A 20,263-nucleotide genomic window follows, 5' to 3' on the forward strand; every position below is an offset into this window, starting at 1 on the left:
ACGTCTGCCGTGGAACCGTGGAAGGAACGAACCGACATGACCGACCAGCGCACCCTCACCAACCCGCCCGCCCTTCACGACCCCACCCCCTTCGGGTACAGCCACGCCGCCTCCGCCCCCGGAGAACTCGTCTTCATCGGCGGCCAGTACGCCTCCGACGCCACCGGCGCGCCCGTCCCCGGAGACTTCGCCGCCCAGGTCGCGCTCTCCCTCACCCACCTGCGGCACGCCCTCGAAGGCGCCGGACTCGGCTACGAGCACGTCGTCCGGCTCGGCTCGTACGTCGTCGACCACGACCTCGGCAAGCTGGAGGTGCTGGGGAAGGCGCTGCACGAGGCGTTCGGGGAACGGCTGCCGGCGCAGACGCTCAGCGGAGTCGCCTCGCTGGCCCTGCCGGGCATGCTCTTCGAGATCGACGCGGTGGCGGTACGGCCCGCGCCCTGATCCACTTGCGCCGGACCGGCGGCGGGTGTGCCCTGGAGGGTGCAGCAGCAGGGGGGCCACACGAAGGAGCCTCCGCCATGGCCGCACACGCAGCGGTACCCGCACGGCGCCCCGTGAACCTGCACGGCGCCGTCCTGCCCGCCGTCCTCGGCATCGCCTACGGCCTGTACACCTCGACCGTCTCGCGCCACGGCGGAGCGCTGACCTGGGGCCAGCTCTGGCTCGGGATCGTCTCCGCGCTCGTCCTCGGCGGAGGCGTGTACGCGCTCCGCACCTACGGCCGCGCGCTGCCGCGCGAGGCGCGGGCCGGGGCGTGGGGCGTGCTCGGCGGGTGCGCCGTCGGATTCATCTTCAGCCTGTCGGGCGCGAGCGTGCTCTCCGCGAGCGTGCTGGGGCTGATCGTCGGCGTCGGGGTCGGGGCGGCGATGTTCTACCTCTTCTACACGCACGAGGACGCGACGGGTCACCCGGCGGCCTACTGACCCGGTCGCGCCGACGCCCCCCCGCATCGCCCCCCCGCACCCCGGAACGGAGGCGGGGCCGGGTGCGCGGGTGCGGGAGGACGGGGTGCGGGGGAGACTGGGTGAGGGGTCCAGGGAGGCGGCATGAGTGGGCTCGCCATCGAGACCGAGGGGCTCGTCAAGACGTTCGGGGCGAACCGCGCCGTCGACGGCGTCGACCTCCGCGTCCCGGCCGGCACCGTCTACGGACTGCTCGGCCCCAACGGCGCCGGCAAGACCACCGCCGTGAAGATGCTCGCCACCCTCCTCCGCCCGGACGCCGGCCGCGCCCGCGTCTTCGGGCACGACGTCGTCGCGGACGCCGACACCGTCCGGGGCCGCGTCAGCCTCACCGGGCAGTACGCCTCCGTCGACGAGGACCTGACCGGCACCGAGAACCTCGTCCTGCTCGCCCGCCTCCTCGGGCACGGCCGGCCCGCCGCCCGCGACCGGGCCGCGCAGCTGCTCACCGCGTTCGGACTGGCGGAGGCCGCGGACCGGCAGGTCAAGAACTACTCGGGCGGCATGCGGCGCCGCATCGACATCGCCGCGTCCATCCTCAACACCCCGGACCTGCTCTTCCTCGACGAGCCGACCACCGGCCTCGACCCGCGCAGCCGCAACCAGGTGTGGGACATCGTGCGGGCCGTCGTCGCGCAGGGCACGACCGTCCTGCTCACCACCCAGTACCTGGACGAGGCCGACCAGCTCGCCTCCCGGATCGCCGTCATCGACCACGGCAAGGTGATCGCGGAGGGCACCAAGGGCGAGCTGAAGGCGTCGGTGGGCTCGGGCTCCGTGCACGTACGGCTCCGGGACGCGGAGCAGCGGCCGGAGGCCGAACGGGTCCTCACCACCGCCCTGAAGGCGTCCGTCCAGCTCGACCCCGACCCGGTGGCCCTCACCGCCACCGTCAACGGCCACGGCACCGACCTCGGCGCCGCCGAACAGGCCGCCCGCGCCCTCGCCGCACTGGCCGGCGCCGGGATCACCGTCGACAACTTCGCCCTCGGCCAGCCGAGTCTGGACGAGGTGTTCCTCGCCCTCACCGACCGGAAGGGGCCGGCCGCATGAGTACCGGCACCACCTCGACCGACACCGACACCGGCACCGGCACCGGCACCGGCACCGACACCGGCACCGTCACCCACGCCGCCGACGCCGGCGCCGAGTTCGCCGCGCCCCGGGCCGACGAACTCGCCGCCCTGCTCGTCGCGAAGAGCCGCCCGCCCCGGCCCAGCCCGCTCTCCGCGTCGCTCACCTTCGGCTGGCGGGCCATGCTGAAGATCAAGCACGTGCCGGAGCAGCTGTTCGACGTGACCGCGTTCCCGATCATGATGGTGCTGATGTACACGTACCTCTTCGGGGGCGCGCTGGCCGGTTCGGTCTCGGCCTACATCCAGTTCCTGCTGCCCGGCATCCTCGTGATGTCCGTCGTCATGATCACGATGTACACCGGCGTCTCGGTGAACACCGACATCGAGAAGGGCGTCTTCGACCGCTTCCGCACCCTGCCGATCTGGCGGCCCGCGCCGATGGTCGGCTACCTCCTCGGCGACGTCGTGCGCTATCTGATCGCCTCCGCCGTGATGCTGAGCGTCGGGCTCCTCATCGGCTACCGGCCGGACGGCGGGGTGCTGGGCGTGCTGCTCGGGGTGGCGCTGCTGCTGGTCTTCTCGTTCTCGTTCTCGTGGATCTGGACCATGTTCGGGCTGCTGCTGCGCAGCGAGAAGTCCGTCATGGGCGTCAGCATGATGGTGATCTTCCCGCTGACCTTCCTCTCCAACGTCTTCGTCGACCCGAAGACCATGCCGGGCTGGCTCCAGGCGTTCGTCAACAACAGCCCGGTGACCCATCTGGCGACGGCCGTACGGGAGCTGATGGCCGGCAACTGGCCCGCGGCGGACATCGCCTGGTCGCTGGGGTGGTCGGTGGTCTTCGTGGCCGTGTTCGGCGCGGTCACCATGCGGCTCTACAACCGCAGGTGAGAGCCCGGCCCCCGCGCGGGACCGGCCCCGCCGGACCACGCGAGGCCGGACGTGACGCCGGACGGGACGTGACGCCGGACGGGACGTGACGCCGGACGGGACGTGACGCCGGACGGGACGTGATGCCGGACCGGACGCCCGCCGGACCGGACGCCGGACGGGACGCCTGACCGGGCGCGGAGGCGGGAGGGCCGGGACTAGGACGCCCGGGGCGTCTTCTGCTGGACCGCCCAGCGGTTGCCGTCCGGGTCGGCGAAGTACACGAACGAACCCCACGGCTGGTCGTCGATCGCGCCGACGTCGACCCCGCGGCCGGTCAGTTCGGCGTGGGCGCGCTCGATGTCGTCGACGACGACCTGCATGTTGTCGAGGGAGCCCGGGGCCATCTCCGTGATCCCCTTCCCGAACGCGATCGAACAGGCCGAGCCGGGCGGGGTCATCTGCACGAAGCGGATCTCCTCGCTGACGGTCACGTCGTGGTCGGCGTGGAAGCCCACCTTCTCGTAGAAGGACTTGGCGCGGTCGACGTCGGTGACCGGGACGCCGATCAGTTCGAGTTTGATGTCCATGGTGTCCATGAGGGCATCCTCCGCCGGGGCGCGGCCCTTCGCACGGCGGAGCGCGCCTCCGCGTGACCGGCCGGCCCGTTGACCTTCCCCCGCCGGGAAGGCCCAGCATCGGCGGTGCCGGGCGCGAGGCCCGGCCCAGGGAGGGAAAGGCGGGACCGTGGCGGACACGTCTCTCACGATCGGCGACTTCGCCCGCGCCACCGGGCTCTCCGCGAAGGCGCTGCGCCGCTACGACGAACTCGGCCTGCTGCGGCCCGACCACGTCGACCCGTACACCGGCTACCGGTACTACGCCGGCACCCAGACCGACGAGGCCCGGCTGATCGCCTGGCTGCGGCGGATCGGCATGCCGCTCGCCGACGTCGGACGGGTGTGCGCGCTGCACGCGCGGGACCCGGACGCCGCGGCCCGCGCGATCCGCGCCTACTGGGCCTCCGTCGAGGCGGAGACCGCGGCGCGGCGCGGCCTGGCGCACTCCCTGGTGGAACGCGTGAAGGGAACCAGCACCACCATGGACGCATCCGCGTACGCACTGACCGGCACGACCCTCCTCGACCAGGGCCTGGTCCGCCCCGAACAGCAGGACGCCGTCCACGCGTCGCCGCGGCTCGTCGCCGTCGCCGACGGATACGGACCCGAGGGCGGGCGGGCCGCGCGGGCGGCCGTCGCGGAACTCGCCCGCATGCCGCTGCCCGAACGGGCCGGGGACGCCCTGAACGCCCTGGAGGACGCCTTCCGCGCCGCCGGCGACGCGGTCGCGGGCCTCGCCGGCTCCGGTACGACCCTCACCGCCGCGCTGCTCGCCGGCACCCGGCTCGCCGTCGCGCACCTCGGGGACTCGCGGGCCCTCCTGCTGCGGGACGGGCGGCTGCGGCGGCTCACCCGTGACGACACGGTGGTCCAGGCGCTCGTCGACGCGGGGGAACTGGCGCCGGAGGAGGCGGCGGGGCGGCCGGACCGGGCACTGCTGCTCAAGGCGCTCGACGGCGGGGGCGAGGGGCCCGCGCCCGCGCCGTCGCTCACCGTGCACGACGTACGGGCCGGGGACCGGCTGCTGCTCTGCACGGACGGGCTCTCCGCGGTCGTCCCGGCGGAGGAGGTGGCGCGGGAGCTCGGGGAGGGGACTCCGGACGAGGCGGCCCGGGCGCTGCTCGCCCTGGCCCGCGCCCAGGGAGCCCCCGACAACCTGGCCCTCACCCTCACGACCCTCACGTGACCCGGGTGGGCCCGCGTTCCGCCCCGTCGGACGGGACGCGGGCCCACGACGGAGCGGCGGCGCGTCAGGAGGCGGGAGTGCCTCGGACCACGACGACGGGGCAGGGGGCGTGCTGGGTGACGTTGGTGGAGACCGAGCCCAGGACGGCGGCCTTGAAGCCGCTGTAGCCCCGGTCCCCGACCACGAGCAGCGACGCGCCCTCCGCCTGGTCGATCAGCGCCTGCGCCGCGTTGCCGCCGACGACCGTGCGGGTGGCCGCGGCCGCCTGGTCGGGGGTGAGGGCGTCCGCGAGGGACTGGTCGAGGATCTGCTTGGCGAGCCGTTCCGGGTCGAACTCCGGTGGTACGCCCGGCATCAGCGTCGCCCAGGACGCCGGGTACTCCCAGCTGATCACCGCGTGGAGCGTGTCCCCGGTGAGGGCGGCCTGGGCGGCCGCCCACTTCAGCGCCCGCAGGGACGGTTCCGAGCCGTCCACGCCCACCACGATCCTGCCGCCGGCCATCGCCGACCTCCGTTCGTCGTCGGGAACTACCACTCACAACCTAACAAATCGGTCAGTCGAGCCGGAGGTCGGCCAGCTGCTTCTCGAAGGGGACGATCTCGTCCACGCCGACGGACCCGCCCTTCCGGTCGGCCTCCGCCGCGACGAGCGCCGCGAACTCCTCGCCCGCCCGCGTGATCCGGTGCGGCAGGCCCTCGGTGTACTCGTCGCCGCCGCTGCCCCAGTCCTCCGAGGCCGCGTAGACGGCGGTCGGGGCGATCAGGGCGCGCAGGTAGGAGAAGAGGGGGCGGAGGGCGTGGTCGAGGACGAGGCTGTGGCGGGCGGTGCCGCCGGTCGCGCCGAGGAGGACCGGCGTACGGGTGAGGGCCGCCGGGTCGACGAGGTCGAAGAAGGACTTGAAGAGGCCGCTGTAGGAGGCGGTGAAGACGGGCGTCACCGCGATGACGCCGTCCGCGCCGGTCACCTTGTCGATCGCCGCCTGGAGCGTGTCCGACGGGAAGCCGGTGACGAGGTTCTTCGCGATGTCCACGGCGAGGTCGCGCAGTTCGACGACCTCGACGTCGACCGCGTACTCCTGCTCGGCGAGCCGGTAGCGGGTGGCCTGGACGAGGCGGTCGGCGAGCAGCCGGGTGGAGGAGGGGCTGCTCAGGCCGGCCGAGACGGCGACGAGCTTCAGGGTGCGCACGGGGGTCACGCCTCCTTCTTCGCGGTGACGGCGGGGTGGAGCGGGGCGGTGGCGGGGACGTCCGCCGGGCGGAGGTTCGCGAACTCCTTGCGGAGGACGGGGACGACCTCCTCGCCGAGGATGTCGAGCTGTTCCAGGACGGTCTTCAGCGGCAGTCCGGCGTGGTCGACGAGGAAGAGCTGGCGCTGGTAGTCGCCGACGTAGTCGCGGAAGGACAGGGTGCGCTCGATGACCTCCTGCGGGGAGCCGACGGTCAGCGGGGTCTGGCTGCTGAACTCCTCCAGGGAGGGGCCGTGGCCGTAGACCGGCGCGTTGTCGAAGTACGGGCGGAACTCCCGTATCGCGTCCTGCGAGTTCTTCCGCATGAAGACCTGGCCGCCGAGGCCGACGATCGCCTGCTCGGGGGTGCCGTGGCCGTAGTGGGCGTACCGCTGCCGGTAGAGGCGGACCATCTTCTCCGTGTGCTGCTTGGGCCAGAAGATGTGGTTGGCGAAGAAGCCGTCGCCGTAGTACGCGGCCTGCTCGGCGATCTCCGGGGAGCGGATGGAGCCGTGCCAGACGAACGGCGGGACGCCGTCGAGCGGGCGCGGGGTGGAGGTGAAGCCCTGGAGGGCGCTGCGGAACTTGCCCTCCCAGTCGACCACGTCCTCCCTCCACAGCTTGTGGAGGAGCGCGTAGTTCTCGATGGCGAGCGGGATGCCCTGGCGGATGTCCTGCCCGAACCACGGGTAGACCGGCCCGGTGTTGCCGCGGCCCATCATCAGGTCGACGCGGCCGTCGGCGAGGTGCTGGAGGGTCGCGTAGTCCTCGGCGATCTTCACCGGGTCGTTGGTGGTGATGAGGGTCGTGGAGGTGGAGAGGATCAGGTTCTCCGTGCGGGCCGCGATGTGCCCGAGGAGGGTCGTGGGGGAGGACGGGACGAACGGCGGGTTGTGGTGCTCGCCGGTCGCGAAGACGTCGAGCCCGACCTCCTCGGCCTTGAGCGCGATGGCGACCGTGTTCTTGATGCGCTCGTGCTCGGAGGGGGTGCGGCCGGTGGTGGGGTCGGTCGTCACGTCGCCGACGGTGAAGATCCCGAACTGCATCGTGGTCACCTCTCGCGTTGCTCGGTAGTGGTTGAAGCTTAAACTATCCCTGCCAACGATGCCAGCCGCCCCCCTATTCCGTGCCTCCCGGCCTCGGCGTCCCGCGCCCTCCCGGCCGCACGCCCCGTGCCTTCCGCCCCCGTGTCCCGCGCCCCCCGCCGCCGTACCCTGGACGCCATGACCGAGAAGACGCACGACAACGAGAGCTGGAAGGAGCGGGGCGTGATGCTCCGCGTCTTCGTGTACGTCTTCGCCACCCACGCCTTCGCCGGCTTCGTCTGGATCCTCTTCTACGTCGGACAGAACGCCCAGAAGTGACGGCCCGGCCCCCGCGGCCCCGCCCGGACGTGAGCGCCGCCACGTGCCGCCGGCCTGCGGCCCTCACGTAGAGTCCCCGACGTGAACGGTGCGATATCGGTCGTCGGAATCGGCGCGGACGGCTGGGACGGGCTCCCCGAGAGCTCCCGCCGGATCCTGCGCGGCGCCGAGGTGCTCCTCGGCGGCCCCCGCCAGCTGGACCTCCTCCCCGGGACCGACTGCCCCGGCGAACGGATCGCCTGGCCGTCCCCGCTCCGCCCCGCCGTCCCCGGACTGATCGCCGCCCACGAGGGCCGCGCGATCGCCGTCCTCGCCAGCGGCGACCCCTCCTTCTACGGCATCGCCCGCACGCTCGCCGAGACCGTCGGCCCGGACCGCCTCGACGTCCGCCCGCACCCGTCCTCCGTCTCGTACGCCTGCGCCCGCCTCGGCTGGCCCCTGGAGGCCGTCGAGACGCTCTCGCTCGTCGCCCGGCCGCTCGACGCGCTCCGCGCCGCCCTCCACCCCGGGCGCCGGCTCCTCCTCCTCGGCGAGGGCCCCGAGACCCCCGCGCGGGTCGCGGCGCTGCTCCGCGAGGCGGGCTGGGGCGGGACCAGGATCCGGGTCCTGGAACAGCTCGGCGGCCCCGCCGAACGGCTCCTCGACGCCACCGCCGCCGACTGGCCGCACCCGCGCACCGACGCCCTCCACGTCCTCGCCCTCGACTGCGTCCGCGACCCCGGCACCCTCCGCCTCGGCACCACGCCCGGCCTGCCCGACGAGGCGTACGAGCACGACGGGCAGCTCACCAAGCGGTACGTCCGCGCCGCCACCCTCGCCGCCCTCGCCCCCGCCCCCGGGGAGCTGCTCTGGGACGTCGGCGGCGGCTCCGGCTCCATCGGCCTCGAATGGATGCGGGCCCACCGCGACTGCCGGGCCGTCGCCGTCGAGAAGTCCCCCGAACGGGCCGCCCGGATCGCCCGCAACGCCGCCGCCCTCGGCGTACCGGCGCTGAAGGTCGTCACCGGACCCGCCCCCGCCGCCCTCGCCGGCCTCCCCGCCCCCGACGCGGTCTTCATCGGCGGCGGGCTCACCGCCCCCGGTCTCCTCGACGCCTGCTGGGACGCGCTCCCCGCCGGCGGCCGGCTCGTCGCCAACACCGTGACGCTCGAATCCGAGGCCCTGCTCGCCGACCGGTACCGCCGCCACGGCGGCGAACTGATCCGGCTCGCCGTCTCCGCCGCCGTGCCCGTCGGCGGCTTCACCGGCTGGCGCACGGCCATGCCCGTGACCCAGTGGTCCGTAACGAAAGGTTCTGAAGAGGGATGACCGTCTACTTCATCGGCGCGGGGCCCGGCGCGGCCGACCTCATCACCGTGCGCGGCGCGCGGACCCTCGCGAAGTGCGGCGTCTGCCTCTACGCGGGCTCCCTCGTGCCGACCGAACTGCTCGCCGAGTGCCCGCCGGACGCGACGCTCGTCGACACCGCCAGGATGGACCTCGACCAGATCGTCGCGGAGATCGCCGCCGCGCACGAGGCCGGCCAGGACGTGGCCCGGCTGCACTCCGGCGACCCGTCCGTCTTCAGCGCCATGGCCGAGCAGATGCGCCGCCTCGACGCCGCCGGCATCCCGTACGAGGTCGTGCCCGGCGTCCCCGCCTTCGCCGCCGCCGCGGCCGCGCTCAAGCGGGAACTCACCGTCCCCACCGTCGGCCAGACGGTGATCCTGACCCGCATCGCCCAGCAGGCCACCCCCATGCCGGAGGGCGAGGACCTCGCCACCCTCGGCCGCAGCGGCGCCCTGCTCGTCCTCCACCTCGGCGCCCGCTACGCCGACCGGATCGTCGCCGAACTCGTCCCCCACTACGGCGCCGACTGCCCCGCCGCCGTCGTCGCCATGGCCAGCCGCCCCGACGAGATCGTCCTGCGCGGCACCCTGGAGGACATCGCCGGCCAGGTGAAGGACGCCGGCATCACCAAGACGGCCGTGATCCTCGTGGGCCGCACGCTCGCCGCGTCCGAGTTCCGCGACAGCCACCTCTACGACCCGGCCCGCGACCGCCACACCTGCTGACGCACCGGAGGCCGGACCCGTACCGGCCCGGCCTCCGTCGTCGTCACGGCTCAGGCGTTGGGCCGCTTGCCGTGGTTCGCCTTCTTCTTCTTGCGGGCCCGCTTCTTGTTGCCGCGCTTCGCCATCGGACTCCCTCTCTCGCGGGGTTGCGTCGTGGCCAGCGTAGGTTCGGGGGCGGAGCGCCGCATGTCGGTGCCGTCCACTTGAATGGGGCCATGACCGTCTACGACGTGGCCCGGGCCCTGCCGGGCATCGAGGAACTGCGCGACCGCTCCCGGGGCCTCGCGATGCTGGACGCCGTGCTGAGCCCCGCGTGGGAAGGCCGGTACTACTCCTTCGACGCGCACTGGTCCGAGACCGAGCAGCTGGCGTCGATGAAGGACGGCCAGGGCGGCGAGTACACGATCGTCCTCTCCCCGGCGGGCGCCTTCGCCCGCGTCTTCGACCACGAGTCGCCGCTGAGCCCGTACGGCCCGCTCGCCGACGGCGAGACCTGGCCCGGCGTGCTCGACGGCGTCCCGGACGCCTTCCGGGAGTACCTGACGGAGCCCGCCTTCCTGGACGAGGACGACGTCCACGCCACCACCGCCTGCCTGTGGCGAGAGGCCGCGGACACCGCCTGGCACACCGGCCCCGCCGCCTTCCCCGACCTGGACGGCCACCCGGACCCCGACGGCTCCCACGGCCTCCTCCGCCTGCTCCTGGACCGCACCCCCGAGGCGTACGCGGAGTGGGCCTCGGAGTACTACGGGACCCCCGTCGACCTCGACGCCGTCCGCCACGTCCTCGCCCTGCGCCCGCTCACCCAGGAGCTCGTCTCCACCCTCCACGCCGGTGTGGACCTCGCCGACCTGGCCGAGGACATCGCGGAGATCGGCTACCCCGCCGCGGACGACGGCGCCGGGCCCGAGGGGCCGGCCGCCTGACCGGACCACTCCGGCGCCAGCACCGACATCACCGTCGCGTCCACCCGCTCGCCCTCCCACAGCAGCGCGTCCCGCAGGACGCCCTCCGGGCGGAAGCCGGCCTTCTCGTAGGCGCGGCGGGCGCGCGGGTTGAAGGCGTACACCTCCAGCCAGACGCGGTGGAGGCCGAGGGCCCCGAAGGCGTGGCCGACGATCAGCCGGGTCGCCTCGGTGCCGAGGCCCCGGCCGACGGCGTCCGGGACGAACGCGATCCGGAAGGCGCAGCTCTCGTTGCCGGGGTCCCACTCGTTGAGGACGGCCTCGCCGATCACCCGGCCCGTCGCGCGCTCCACGACGGCGAGGTCGAGCCGGTCGTCCGTCGCGCCCCGCGAGCCGTACCACCGGCGCAGCGCGGGCTCGTCGAAGTGGGTGTGGCTGCCGGTGAGCCGGGCGACCTCCGCGTCCTCGAACAGCGGCAGCAGGGCGGGGACGTCGTCCTCGGTGACGGGCCGGAGGGCCACCAGGTCGCCGGTGAGGGTGGGCTTGGACGAGAAGACGGTCATCCCCGGATTCTCGGCGGCGCTCCCCCGGGCTGTCGCGCGGTTTACGGCCCCGCCACCGCCGACCGCCCCACGACCACGCCGGCGCGGTCGACGCAGATCACGTCCACCGCGACCGGGGCGCCCCGGAGGACGGCCAGGGCCTCGTCGCGGGCGCGCGCCGCCACCAGGTCGCCGAGGGGGACGCCGGCCGCCTCGCAGAGCCGGAGGGCCGCCAGGCCCGTGTTGGCGGCCGTGATCTCCGCCGCCAGGGACGCGCTCGCGCCGCCCGCGCGGGCCAGGTCGGCGAGGAAGCCCTTGTCGACCTGGGAACGGGCCGAGTGGAGGTCCAGGTGGCCCGCGGCCAGCTTGGAGAGCTTCGCGAAGCCGCCGCAGACCGTCAGGCGGTCCACGGGGTGGCGGCGGACGTACTTGAGGACCGCGCCCGCGAAGTCGCCCATGTCGAGGAGGGCGATCTCCGGGAGGTCGTAGATCTCCCCGACCGTCCGCTCGGAGGTGGAGCCCGTACACCCGGCGACGTGGGTGAGGCCGCCCGCGCGGGCCACGTCCACGCCCCGGCGGATGGAGTCGATCCAGGCCGAGCAGGAGTACGGGACGACGATGCCGGTCGTGCCGAGGACCGACAGGCCGCCGAGGATGCCGATGCGCGGGTTCCAGGTGGAGCGGGCGATCTCCGCGCCGCCGTCGACGGAGATCGTGATCTCGACGTCCCCGGTGGCGCCGTGGGCCGCGGCGACCTCCGCCACGTGGTCGCGCATCATCGTGCGCGGCACCGGGTTGATCGCCGGCTCCCCGACCTCCAGGGGCAGGCCGGGCAGGGTGACCGTGCCGACGCCCTCGCCGGCGCGGAAGACGACGCCGGAGCCGGGCGGCAGGAGCCGTACCGTCGAGCGGATCACCGCGCCGTGGGTGACGTCCGGGTCGTCGCCCGCGTCCTTGACCACGGCGGCCATGGCGGTGGCGCCCTCCAGCGACTCGGCCGTCAGCGCGAACGCCGGGGTCTGGCCCTTCGGCAGCGTGATCGTCACCGGATCCGGGAAATCGCCGGTGAGCAGGGCGGTGTACGCGGCGGTCGTCGCGGCCGTCGCACAGGCGCCGGTCGTCCAGCCCGGGCGCAGACCGGTGTGCTTGAGTTGGGCCTCGCGCCCGCCGCCGGTACTCACGAAGAGGCTCCTATGCACGTACTCATTCTCGGAGGGACGACCGAGGCCCGCGCCCTGGCCGGGCTGCTGCACCCCCGCACGAGGGTGACCAGCTCCCTCGCCGGGCGGGTCGCCGCCCCGAGGCTGCCCGCCGGGGAGGTGCGGATCGGCGGGTTCGGCGGGCCGGACGGGCTGGCGGCGTGGGTGCGGGAGCACGCCGTGGACGCGGTCATCGACGCCACCCATCCCTTCGCCGAGCGGATCAGCTTCAACGCGGCCCGGGCGGCCGCCACCGCCCATGTTCCCCTGCTGGCGCTGCGCCGCCCCGGCTGGGTCCCGGGGGAGGGCGACGACTGGCGTGACGTGGGCTCCCTGGAGGAGGCGGCGCTCGCCCTGGAGGGCTTCGGGAGGGTGTTCCTGACCACCGGGCGGATGGGTCTCGCCGCCTTCGCGGACCGCCCGGAGTGGTTCCTGGTCCGCTCGGTCGACGCCCCGGAGGCGCCGATGCCGGCCCGTACCGAAGTCCTCCTGGACCGGGGCCCGTTCACCCTCGAAGGCGAGCGCGGACTGATCGCCCGTCACCGGATCGACGTCCTCGTGACGAAGGACTCCGGTGCCGCCGCCACCGCCCCGAAGCTCACCGCCGCCCGCGAGGCGGGCATCCCGGTGCTGGTCGTCCGCCGCCCCCCGGCCCCGGCCGGCGTCCCGGTGGCGACGACCCCCGAGGAGGCCGCCGCCTGGGCGCTGCGGCGCCGAGCCGGGACCGCGCCGGACGAGGGGGCCGGGTGACGGGGTTCCCGTCGCCGAGGAGGGCGGCGGCCCGGTCCTCCGGCCGGGGCCGGAGCCCCCGACGTACCGGCTCACGCACGACGACGGGAACACGTTCGGCTCCCGGCGCGCGGGGAGAACGCCGTCGGTCCGACCGCCGTCACGTTCTCCCCGGACGGGGGACCGTCCGCGTCGAGCACCTGGACCGGGAAGGGCTCGGGACCTTCAGCCGGACCTCCTGAGGAGCCTGGTCAGCCGTACCGCCGCGGCGTCCACGTGATCGTCCGGCCGTCGCCGCGCTCGACCGCCTGCGTCTGCGAGGAGCCGACGAGCAGCAGGGTCCGCATGTCGACCTCGGACGGCTCCAGGGTCTTCAGGGTCACCACGCGCACCGACTGCTCCGGGCCGCCGACGTCGCGGGCGACGACCACGGGGGTGTCGGGCGAGCGGACCTCCAGGAGGAGGTCGCGGGCGGCGGCGACCTGGTGGGTGCGGGACCGGGACCCCGGGTTGTAGAGGGCGAGGACGAGGTCGGCCTCGGCGGCGGCGCGGAGCCGGGCCGCGACGACCTCCCAGGGCTTGAGGCGGTCGGAGAGGGAGATCGTCGCGTAGTCGTGGCCGAGGGGCGCGCCGGCCGCGGCCGCGGCCGCGTTGGCGGCGGTCACGCCCGGGAGGACCCGGACGGGGACGTCCGCGTACGCCGGCTCGCAGGCGACCTCCAGGACGGCCGTCGCCATGGCGAAGACGCCGGGGTCGCCGCCGGAGACGACGGCGACCTTGTGCCCGCGCCGGGCCAGGTCGAGGGCGAACTCGGCCCGCTCGGACTCGACCTTGTTGTCGGAGCCGTGCCGGATCTGGCCGGGCCGCAGCACCGGCACCCGGTCGAGGTAGGTGGTGTAGCCGACGAGCACGTCGGCGTTGACGAGCGCGCCGCGCGACTCGGGCGTCAGCCAGGGCGCGCCGGCCGGGCCGGTGCCGACGACGGTGACCTCGCCCGTCTCCCGGACGGGGTTCTCCCGGTCGATGCGGGAGGGCAGGACGGCGACGGAGAAGTACGGGACGGTCGACGGATCGACCTCGTCGAGCCGCTCCGTCCGCTCGCCCGCCATGAACGCCCGCTCCACGTACCGGGCGTCCTCCAGCCGGCCGGCCCGCTCCAGGGCGCGCCGCACGGCCGGGAAGGTGCGGCCGAGCTTCATGACGACCGCCGAGTCGGTGCCGGCGAGACGGGCCGCCAGCTCGTCCTCGGGCAGCGTGCCGGGGATGATCGTCAGGACCTCCTCGGCCTCGCACAGCGGCTCGCCGAGCCGGGCGGCGGCGGCGCTGACGGAGGTGACGCCGGGGATGACGGTGGTGTCGTAGCGGTCGGCGAGCCGCTTGTGCATGTGCTGGTAGGAGCCGTAGAAGAGCGGGTCGCCCTCGGCGAGGACGGCGACCGTGCGGCCCGCGTCGAGGTGGGCGGCGAGCCGGGCCGCGGCCTCCTCGTAGAAGTCGTCGAGGGCGCCCCGGTAGCCGCCGGGGTGGTCGGTGGTCTCCACGGTGAGCGGGTACATCAGCCGCTCCTCGATGTGGTCCTCGCGCAGGTGGCCGGCGGCGATGGAGCGCGCTATCGAGCGTCCGTGCCGGGCCGAGTGGTAGGCGATCACGTCGGCCTCGGCGATGGCCTTCACGGCGGCCAGGGTGAGCAGCTCCGGGTCGCCGGGGCCGAGCCCGACGCCGTACAGCTTGCCGGTCACGGGGGTGGTCATGCCTGGATCTCCGGTTCGTGCGCGAGGGCGTTGAGGGCGGCGGCGGTGATGGCGCTGCCGCCGCGCCGGCCGCGGACCACGAGGTAGTCGAGGCCGAGGCCGTTGGCGGCGAGGGCGTCCTTGGACTCGGCGGCGCCGATGAAGCCGACGGGGATGCCGAGGACGGCGGCGGGCTTCGGCGCGCCCTTCGCGATCATCTCCAGGAGGTGGAAGAGGGCGGTGGGGGCGTTGCCGATGGCGACGACGGAGCCTTCGAGGCGGTCCCGCCACAGTTCGAGGGCGGCGGCGGAGCGGGTGGTGCCCAGCTCGGCGGCGAGGGCGGGGACGTTCGGGTCGGAGAGCGCGCACAGCACGTCGTTGTCGGCGGGCAGCCGCTTGCGGGTGACGCCGGAGGCGACCATCTGCGCGTCGCAGAGGATGGGGGCGCCGGCCTGGAGGGCCGCGCGGGCGCGGGAGACGACCGCGGGGGAGTACGCGATGTCCCGGACGAGGTCGGTCATGCCGCAGGCGTGGATCATGCGGACGGCGACGGTGGCGACGTCGGCGGGCAGGGCGCCGAGGTCCGCCTCGGCGCGGATCGTGGCGAAGGAGCGGCGGTAGATCTCGGCGCCGTCCTTCTCGTACTCGTACATCATCGGCTCTCCATCGGTCTCTGGCGGGCCGCCGCGACGGCCTCGGCCAGGGCGGAACGGGGGACGGGGGCGCCGTCCAGCAGGTAGGTGTCGGAGTCCCGTGCGGTGACCTCGATCCGGAGGCCGTGCGGATGCCCGCAGCGGCGCTCGCAGCCGGAGTAGTGCACGGGCAGCGGTCCGCCGGGCGCGCGCGCCGCGTCCGCCCGCACGTCGGCGAGGGACTTGGCGCAGCCGGGGGTCCCGGTGCAGGCGGTGACGCCGGTGCCGGGGGCGGCGGGGTCGGTGATCAGGCCGTGGGCGGCGAGCGCGGGGAGCAGGTCCGGGGACGGCCCCACGACGACCACCCCGCGCCACGGGGTGAGCCGCACCTCGGCCGCGCCCCCGCCGAGCGCCCGCAGCTGGGCGGCGGTCAGCCGGCCGAGGGGGGCGAGGACGTGGAGGGCGTGGCCGCCGAGCGGGCCGGGTGCGGGCGGGAGCGCCGGCGGAGGGGAGGAGGAGGGTACGGGCTCCGCGGCGATCCCCGCGCGGGCCAGGGCACCGGCCCACTCCGGGAGGTGCCCGGCGGGGAGCTCGCGCGGGCGCCAGGCACCGGTGCCGGCGGCCTCGGCGGCGTCGAGGAAGGCGAGCGCGCAGGCGAGCGCGGCCGGGACGGCGTCGGCGGCGGGCAGCCGGAAGGTCCGGGCGCCGGCCGTCAGGAGCGCGGCGCCGCCCGGTGCTGCGATCAAGGTCACATCGCCGCCGAGGCCGGTGACGTCGCCGCGGCCGTCGTCGAGGACGAAGAGGAAGCGGCCGGAGAGGGCCGCCGCGCGGGGCTCCGCGCAGAGCGCCGCGTCCAGGGCGCGGGCCCACAACTGGACGTCGGCGTGGCCGAGTCCGTCGAGTCCGGAGGCGGGGGAGGCGACGATGTTCCGCACCCGCTCGTGGGTGGGGGAGGGCAGCAGTCCGGCGTCGGCGAGGAGCGCGGCGAGGCGGGCGCCGCAGCCGTCGCGCAGACCGCGCAGCTCGGCGTTGCCGCGCGAGGTGACGGAGAGGCTGCCGTCGCCCAGGTCCTCGGCGGCGGCCGCCAGCACATCGAGCTGACGACTCGTCAATCGCCCTGCGGGAAGGCGGAGTCGGGCGAGGGGACCGTCGGCGGCTGCGTGCAGCCGGAGCGCCCCCGGGCACGCGTCGCCTCGGTCCCGTATGCGAGGTTCGCCCGCTTCGGGCGGGCTGGGCGGGGTCGGCGGCATGGCGGCGAGCATACCCACGGGGAACCGGGCGGCCACCGAGTGTGATCCGGCCGACTCCCCGACCCTCTCCGGCCCGCCGACGCCACGATCTACTATGCAGATCGGCATGGGGTCCCAGGACCCCGGGGAGGAAGCCCGGTGAGAATCCGGCGCGGTCCCGCCACTGTGAGCCCGAGCCGGCGACGGCCCGGGTGAGTCAGGAACTCCCTTCCCCACGCTCTCGGCTTCGCTCGAGCGAGGGGAGGCCCCAACCCAACGACCACCCGGGGCGCGGACAACCCCGAGGAAGGCCCGAGCCTCGCCATGCTCCTGCTGCTGTCGCACTCCGACACCGACCTGCTCAGCGCCCGCGCGGCCAACGCGGCCGCGCCCGAGGGCCCGGTCCCGTACCGCTTCGCCAACCCCTCCCGGCTTCCGCTCGCCGACCTCCCCGGCCTCCTCGACGGCGCCGACCTCGTCGTCGTCCGCCTCCTCGGCGGCGTCCGCTCCTGGCAGGAGGGCCTCGACGCGGTCCTCGCCACCGGCAGGCCCGTCGTCGTCCTCAGCGGCGAACAGGCCCCCGACGCCCAGCTGATGGCCGCCTCCACCGTGCCGGTCGGCGTCGCCACCGAGGCGCACGCCTACCTCGCCCACGGCGGCCCCGCCAACCTGGAGCAGCTGGCCCGCTTCCTCTCCGACACCGTCCTCCTCACCGGCCACGGCTTCGAGGCCCCGGCCGCCGCCCCCACCTGGGGCCCCCTGGACCGGGCCGCCCGGGACGTGCCCGGCCCGACGATCGCCGTGCTCTACTACCGCGCCCACCACATGAGCGGGAACACCGCCTTCGTCGGCGCCCTCTGCGACGCGATCGAGGACGCCGGGGCCCGCCCCCTCCCGCTCTACGTGGCCTCCCTGCGCGCCCCCGAGGAGGAGCTGCTCGCCGTCCTCCGCGGCGCCGACGCCATCGTCACCACCGTCCTCGCCGCCGGCGGCACCAAGCCGGCCGCCGCCCAGGCGGGCGGCGACGAGGAGGCATGGGACGCGGGCGCGCTCGCCGCGCTCGACGTGCCGGTGCTCCAGGCGCTCTGCCTCACCGGCTCGCGCTCCGCCTGGGAGGAGAACGACGAGGGCCTGTCGCCGCTGGACGCGGCCAGCCAGGTCGCCGTCCCCGAGTTCGACGGGCGCCTCATCACCGTCCCGTTCTCCTTCAAGGAGATCGACGCCGACGGCCTGCCCGCCTACGTCGCCGACGCCGAGCGCGCCGCCCGCGTGGCCGGCATCGCCGTCCGCCACGCCCGCCTCCGGCACATCCCGAACGCCGAGAAGAAGCTGGCGCTCGTCCTCTCCGCGTACCCCACCAAGCACTCCCGCATCGGCAACGCGGTCGGCCTCGACACCCCCGCCTCCGCCGTCTCCCTGCTGCGCCGGCTGATCGCCGAGGGCTACGACTTCGGCCCGGAGGAGGACCTCCCCGGCCTGGTCTCCGGCGACGGCGACGAGCTGATCTACGCCCTCATCGAGGCCGGCGGCCACGACCAGGAGTGGCTCACCGAGGAGCAGCTGGCGAAGAACCCGGTCCGCATCCCGGCCGCCGACTACAAGCGCTGGTACGCCGAGCTCCCGGCCGAACTGCGCGAGCGGGTCGAGGAGCACTGGGGCCCGGCCCCCGGCGAGATGTTCCTCGACCGCTCCCGGAACCCGGAGGGCGACATCGTCCTCGCGGCCCTCCGCCGCGGGAACCTCCTCGTCCTCATCCAGCCGCCGCGCGGCTTCGGCGAGAACCCGATCGCGATCTACCACGACCCCGACCTGCCGCCCTCCCACCACTACCTGGCCGCCTACCGCTGGATCGCGGCCCGCGCGCAGGACGGCGGCTTCGGCGCCGACGCCATGGTCCACCTCGGCAAGCACGGCAACCTGGAGTGGCTGCCCGGCAAGAACGCCGGCCTCTCCGCCGCCTGCGGCCCCGACGCGGCCCTCGGCGACCTTCCGCTGGTCTACCCGTTCCTCGTCAACGACCCCGGCGAGGGCACCCAGGCCAAGCGGCGCGTCCACGCCACCCTCGTCGACCACCTCGTCCCGCCGATGGCCCGCGCCGACTCGTACGGCGACATCGCGCGCCTGGAGCAGCTCCTCGACGAGTACGCGCAGATCTCCTCCATGGACCCGGCGAAGCTGCCCGCGATCCGCGCCCAGATCTGGACCCTGATCCAGGCCGCCAAGCTCGACCACGACCTCGGCATGGCGGAGCGCCCCGACGACGACGGCTTCGACGACTTCCTGCTGCACGTCGACGGCTGGCTGTGCGAGGTCAAGGACGCCCAGATCCGCGACGGCCTGCACGTCCTCGGCGGCGCCCCGGAGGGCGAGGCCCGGGTCAACCTGGTCCTCTCCATCCTCCGCGCCCGCCAGATCTGGGGCGGCACACAGGCATTGCCCGGGCTGCGCGAGGCCCTCGGCCTGGACGAGTCCGCCGCGACCCGCACCGGCGCCGACGAGGCGGAGGCGAAGGCCCGCGAGCTGGTCGAGGCGATGGAGGCGGCCGGCTGGGCCGCCGACGCGATCCCCGCGGTCGCCGGCGACCACGGCCCCGAGGTCCAGGCCGTGCTCCGCTTCGCCTGCGAGCAGGTCGTGCCCCGCCTCGCCGCCACCACCGACGAGCTGACCCACGCCGTGCACGCCCTGAACGGCGGCTTCGTCCCGGCCGGCCCGTCCGGATCCCCGCTGCGCGGCCTGGTCAACGTGCTGCCGACCGGCCGGAACTTCTACTCCGTCGACCCGAAGGCCGTGCCGTCCCGGCTCGCCTGGGAGACCGGTCAGGCGCTCGCCGACTCCCTCCTGGAGCGGTACCGCGCCGACAACGGCGACTGGCCCACCTCCGTCGGCCTCTCCCTGTGGGGCACCAGCGCCATGCGCACCGCCGGCGACGACGTCGCCGAGGCGCTGGCCCTGCTCGGCGTCCGCCCGCTGTGGGACGAGGCGTCCCGCCGCGTCAACGGCCTGGAGCCCATCCCCCTGGAGGAGCTGGGCCGCCCGCGCATCGACGTCACCCTGCGCATCTCCGGCTTCTTCCGGGACGCCTTCCCGCACGTCATCGGCCTCCTCGACGACGCCGTCCGGCTGGTCGCGGGCCTCGACGAGCCCGCCGGGTCCAACCACGTCCGGGCCCACGCCCAGGCCGACCTCGCCGAGCACGGCGACGAACGCCGCGCCACCACCCGCATCTTCGGCTCCCGGCCCGGCACCTACGGCGCCGGCATCCTCCAGCTGATCGACTCGCGGGACTGGCGCACCGACGCCGACCTCGCCGAGGTGTACACGGTGTGGGGCGGCTACGCGTACGGCCGCGGCCTCGAAGGGCGCCCGGCGCGCGCCGAGATGGAGACCGCGTACAAGCGGATCGCGGTGGCCGCGAAGAACACCGACACCCGCGAGCACGACATCGCCGACTCGGACGACTACTTCCAGTACCACGGCGGCATGGTGGCGACCGTCCGCGCGCTGCGGGGCACCGCCCCCGAGGCGTACATCGGCGACTCGACCCGCCCGGAGTCCGTCCGCACCCGGACCCTGGTGGAGGAGACCTCCCGGGTCTTCCGGGCCCGGGTGGTCAACCCGCGCTGGATCGAGGCGATGCGCCGCCACGGCTACAAGGGCGCCTTCGAGCTGGCCGCGACCGTCGACTACCTCTTCGGCTACGACGCCACCACCGGTGTCGTCGCCGACTGGATGTACGACAAGCTCACCCAGGAGTACGTCCTCGACGAGACGAACCAGGCGTTCCTCAAGGAGGCCAACCCCTGGGCCCTGCACGGCATCGCGGAGCGCCTCCTGGAGGCCGAGTCGCGCGGCATGTGGGAGAAGCCGGACCCGGAGACCCTGGCCGCCCTGCGCCAGGTGTTCCTGGAGACGGAGGGCGACCTGGAGGGCGACGAGTAG

21 protein-coding genes and 1 riboswitch are annotated in these 20,263 nt (G+C 74.7%); of the genes, 11 read left to right on the forward strand and 10 right to left on the reverse strand.

The features are described 5' to 3' along the window. The first annotated feature begins 36 nt into the window (after positions 1-36). The 4 genes from ACFVU3_RS09265 to ACFVU3_RS09280 all read left to right on the forward strand — a co-directional run bounded on the left by ACFVU3_RS09265 (position 37) and on the right by ACFVU3_RS09280 (position 2,932). Positions 37-444 (forward strand): RidA family protein, encoded by a 408-nt coding sequence (locus tag ACFVU3_RS09265; RefSeq protein ID WP_390065064.1) that lies wholly within the window; start codon positions 37-39, stop codon positions 442-444. Between the two features lie 77 nt (positions 445-521). Beyond that, complete coding sequence (locus ACFVU3_RS09270) at positions 522-926, forward strand: hypothetical protein (RefSeq protein WP_390065066.1); 405 nt, start codon at positions 522-524, stop codon at positions 924-926. Between the two features lie 123 nt (positions 927-1,049). Continuing rightward, positions 1,050-2,018 (forward strand): ATP-binding cassette domain-containing protein, encoded by a 969-nt coding sequence (locus tag ACFVU3_RS09275; protein WP_390065068.1) that lies wholly within the window; start codon positions 1,050-1,052, stop codon positions 2,016-2,018. Then, positions 2,015-2,932: an ABC transporter permease gene (locus ACFVU3_RS09280; RefSeq protein WP_390065070.1), complete on the forward strand. Its 918-nt coding sequence runs from the start codon at positions 2,015-2,017 to the stop codon at positions 2,930-2,932. Before ACFVU3_RS09275 ends, ACFVU3_RS09280 begins: the two co-directional genes overlap by 4 nt. Before the next feature lie 197 nt (positions 2,933-3,129). Here the strand turns inward: ACFVU3_RS09280 and ACFVU3_RS09285 are convergent, their stop codons facing one another. After that, positions 3,130-3,501 (reverse strand): VOC family protein, encoded by a 372-nt coding sequence (locus ACFVU3_RS09285; RefSeq protein WP_390065454.1) that lies wholly within the window; start codon positions 3,499-3,501, stop codon positions 3,130-3,132. 157 nt (positions 3,502-3,658) lie between these two features. Between ACFVU3_RS09285 and ACFVU3_RS09290 the strand changes: the two genes are divergently transcribed. Then, on the forward strand, positions 3,659-4,717 hold the full coding sequence (locus ACFVU3_RS09290; protein ID WP_390065071.1) for a MerR family transcriptional regulator: 1,059 nt from the start codon (positions 3,659-3,661) through the stop codon (positions 4,715-4,717). Between the two features lie 64 nt (positions 4,718-4,781). Here the strand turns inward: ACFVU3_RS09290 and ACFVU3_RS09295 are convergent, their stop codons facing one another. The 3 genes from ACFVU3_RS09295 to ACFVU3_RS09305 are packed head-to-tail and all read right to left on the reverse strand — an operon-like array spanning position 4,782 to position 6,989. Then, entirely contained in the window at positions 4,782-5,219 is a 438-nt protein-coding gene (locus ACFVU3_RS09295) for a universal stress protein (protein ID WP_390065073.1), read from the reverse strand. Positions 5,220-5,271: 52 nt separating this feature from the next. After that, complete coding sequence (locus ACFVU3_RS09300) at positions 5,272-5,913, reverse strand: FMN reductase (RefSeq protein ID WP_390065074.1); 642 nt, start codon at positions 5,911-5,913, stop codon at positions 5,272-5,274. Next, positions 5,910-6,989, reverse strand: coding sequence for an LLM class flavin-dependent oxidoreductase (locus ACFVU3_RS09305; protein WP_390065075.1), 1,080 nt, complete (start codon positions 6,987-6,989; stop codon positions 5,910-5,912). The genes ACFVU3_RS09300 and ACFVU3_RS09305 overlap by 4 nt, the downstream gene beginning before the upstream one ends. A 177-nt stretch (positions 6,990-7,166) precedes the next feature. On the opposite strand from ACFVU3_RS09305, the gene ACFVU3_RS09310 reads away from it, so the two are divergent. The 3 genes from ACFVU3_RS09310 (at position 7,167) to cobM (ending at position 9,361) form a co-directional block, all read left to right on the forward strand. Continuing rightward, positions 7,167-7,307: a DUF6126 family protein gene (locus ACFVU3_RS09310; RefSeq protein WP_189981562.1), complete on the forward strand. Its 141-nt coding sequence runs from the start codon at positions 7,167-7,169 to the stop codon at positions 7,305-7,307. A gap of 81 nt (positions 7,308-7,388) precedes the next feature. Beyond that, on the forward strand, positions 7,389-8,615 hold the full coding sequence (gene cbiE / locus ACFVU3_RS09315) for a precorrin-6y C5,15-methyltransferase (decarboxylating) subunit CbiE (protein WP_390065076.1): 1,227 nt from the start codon (positions 7,389-7,391) through the stop codon (positions 8,613-8,615). Next, positions 8,612-9,361 carry a precorrin-4 C(11)-methyltransferase gene (gene cobM / locus ACFVU3_RS09320; protein ID WP_390065077.1) on the forward strand — a complete coding sequence of 250 codons (750 nt, stop codon included), beginning with the start codon at positions 8,612-8,614 and terminating at the stop codon, positions 9,359-9,361. The genes cbiE and cobM overlap by 4 nt, the downstream gene beginning before the upstream one ends. Before the next feature lie 50 nt (positions 9,362-9,411). Here cobM and ACFVU3_RS09325 read toward each other — a convergent pair whose 3' ends face one another. After that, a complete protein-coding gene (locus ACFVU3_RS09325; RefSeq protein ID WP_099895366.1) occupies positions 9,412-9,486 on the reverse strand; it encodes a 50S ribosomal protein bL37 in 75 nt (24 codons plus the stop codon). A 90-nt stretch (positions 9,487-9,576) separates the two neighbouring features. Between ACFVU3_RS09325 and ACFVU3_RS09330 the strand changes: the two genes are divergently transcribed. Further along, a complete protein-coding gene (locus ACFVU3_RS09330) occupies positions 9,577-10,287 on the forward strand; it encodes a hypothetical protein (RefSeq protein ID WP_390065079.1) in 711 nt (236 codons plus the stop codon). Here the strand turns inward: ACFVU3_RS09330 and ACFVU3_RS09335 are convergent. Together ACFVU3_RS09335 and ACFVU3_RS09340 are read right to left on the reverse strand one after the other, a co-directional pair. Continuing rightward, complete coding sequence (locus tag ACFVU3_RS09335) at positions 10,239-10,829, reverse strand: GNAT family N-acetyltransferase (protein ID WP_390065080.1); 591 nt, start codon at positions 10,827-10,829, stop codon at positions 10,239-10,241. The two genes, ACFVU3_RS09330 and ACFVU3_RS09335, sit on opposite strands and share 49 nt — an antisense overlap. A gap of 41 nt (positions 10,830-10,870) precedes the next feature. Beyond that, positions 10,871-11,989, reverse strand: coding sequence for a cobalt-precorrin-5B (C(1))-methyltransferase (locus ACFVU3_RS09340; RefSeq protein ID WP_390065081.1), 1,119 nt, complete (start codon positions 11,987-11,989; stop codon positions 10,871-10,873). A 12-nt stretch (positions 11,990-12,001) separates the two neighbouring features. On the opposite strand from ACFVU3_RS09340, the gene ACFVU3_RS09345 reads away from it, so the two are divergent. Next, positions 12,002-12,757 carry a cobalt-precorrin-6A reductase gene (locus ACFVU3_RS09345; protein ID WP_390065083.1) on the forward strand — a complete coding sequence of 252 codons (756 nt, stop codon included), beginning with the start codon at positions 12,002-12,004 and terminating at the stop codon, positions 12,755-12,757. Positions 12,758-12,987: 230 nt separating this feature from the next. Here ACFVU3_RS09345 and ACFVU3_RS09350 read toward each other — a convergent pair whose 3' ends face one another. Genes ACFVU3_RS09350 through ACFVU3_RS09360 form a run of 3 tightly spaced genes read right to left on the reverse strand, consistent with a single transcriptional unit; the run spans position 12,988 to position 16,357 of the window. After that, positions 12,988-14,484, reverse strand: coding sequence for a precorrin-2 C(20)-methyltransferase (locus ACFVU3_RS09350; protein ID WP_390065084.1), 1,497 nt, complete (start codon positions 14,482-14,484; stop codon positions 12,988-12,990). Next, positions 14,481-15,116 carry a precorrin-8X methylmutase gene (locus tag ACFVU3_RS09355; RefSeq protein WP_390065456.1) on the reverse strand — a complete coding sequence of 212 codons (636 nt, stop codon included), beginning with the start codon at positions 15,114-15,116 and terminating at the stop codon, positions 14,481-14,483. Before ACFVU3_RS09355 ends, ACFVU3_RS09350 begins: the two co-directional genes overlap by 4 nt. Beyond that, a complete protein-coding gene (locus tag ACFVU3_RS09360) occupies positions 15,116-16,357 on the reverse strand; it encodes a cobalamin biosynthesis protein CobG (protein WP_390065086.1) in 1,242 nt (413 codons plus the stop codon). Before ACFVU3_RS09360 ends, ACFVU3_RS09355 begins: the two co-directional genes overlap by 1 nt. 79 nt (positions 16,358-16,436) lie before the next feature. After that, a riboswitch (cobalamin riboswitch) is annotated at positions 16,437-16,570 on the forward strand. Positions 16,571-16,648: 78 nt separating this feature from the next. Between ACFVU3_RS09360 and cobN the strand changes: the two genes are divergently transcribed. Then, complete coding sequence (cobN, locus tag ACFVU3_RS09365; RefSeq protein ID WP_390065088.1) at positions 16,649-20,263, forward strand: cobaltochelatase subunit CobN; 3,615 nt, start codon at positions 16,649-16,651, stop codon at positions 20,261-20,263.

Origin of the sequence: Streptomyces sp. NPDC058052, assembly GCF_042885515.1 — a bacterium.
Lineage (GTDB): Bacteria > Actinomycetota > Actinomycetes > Streptomycetales > Streptomycetaceae > Streptomyces.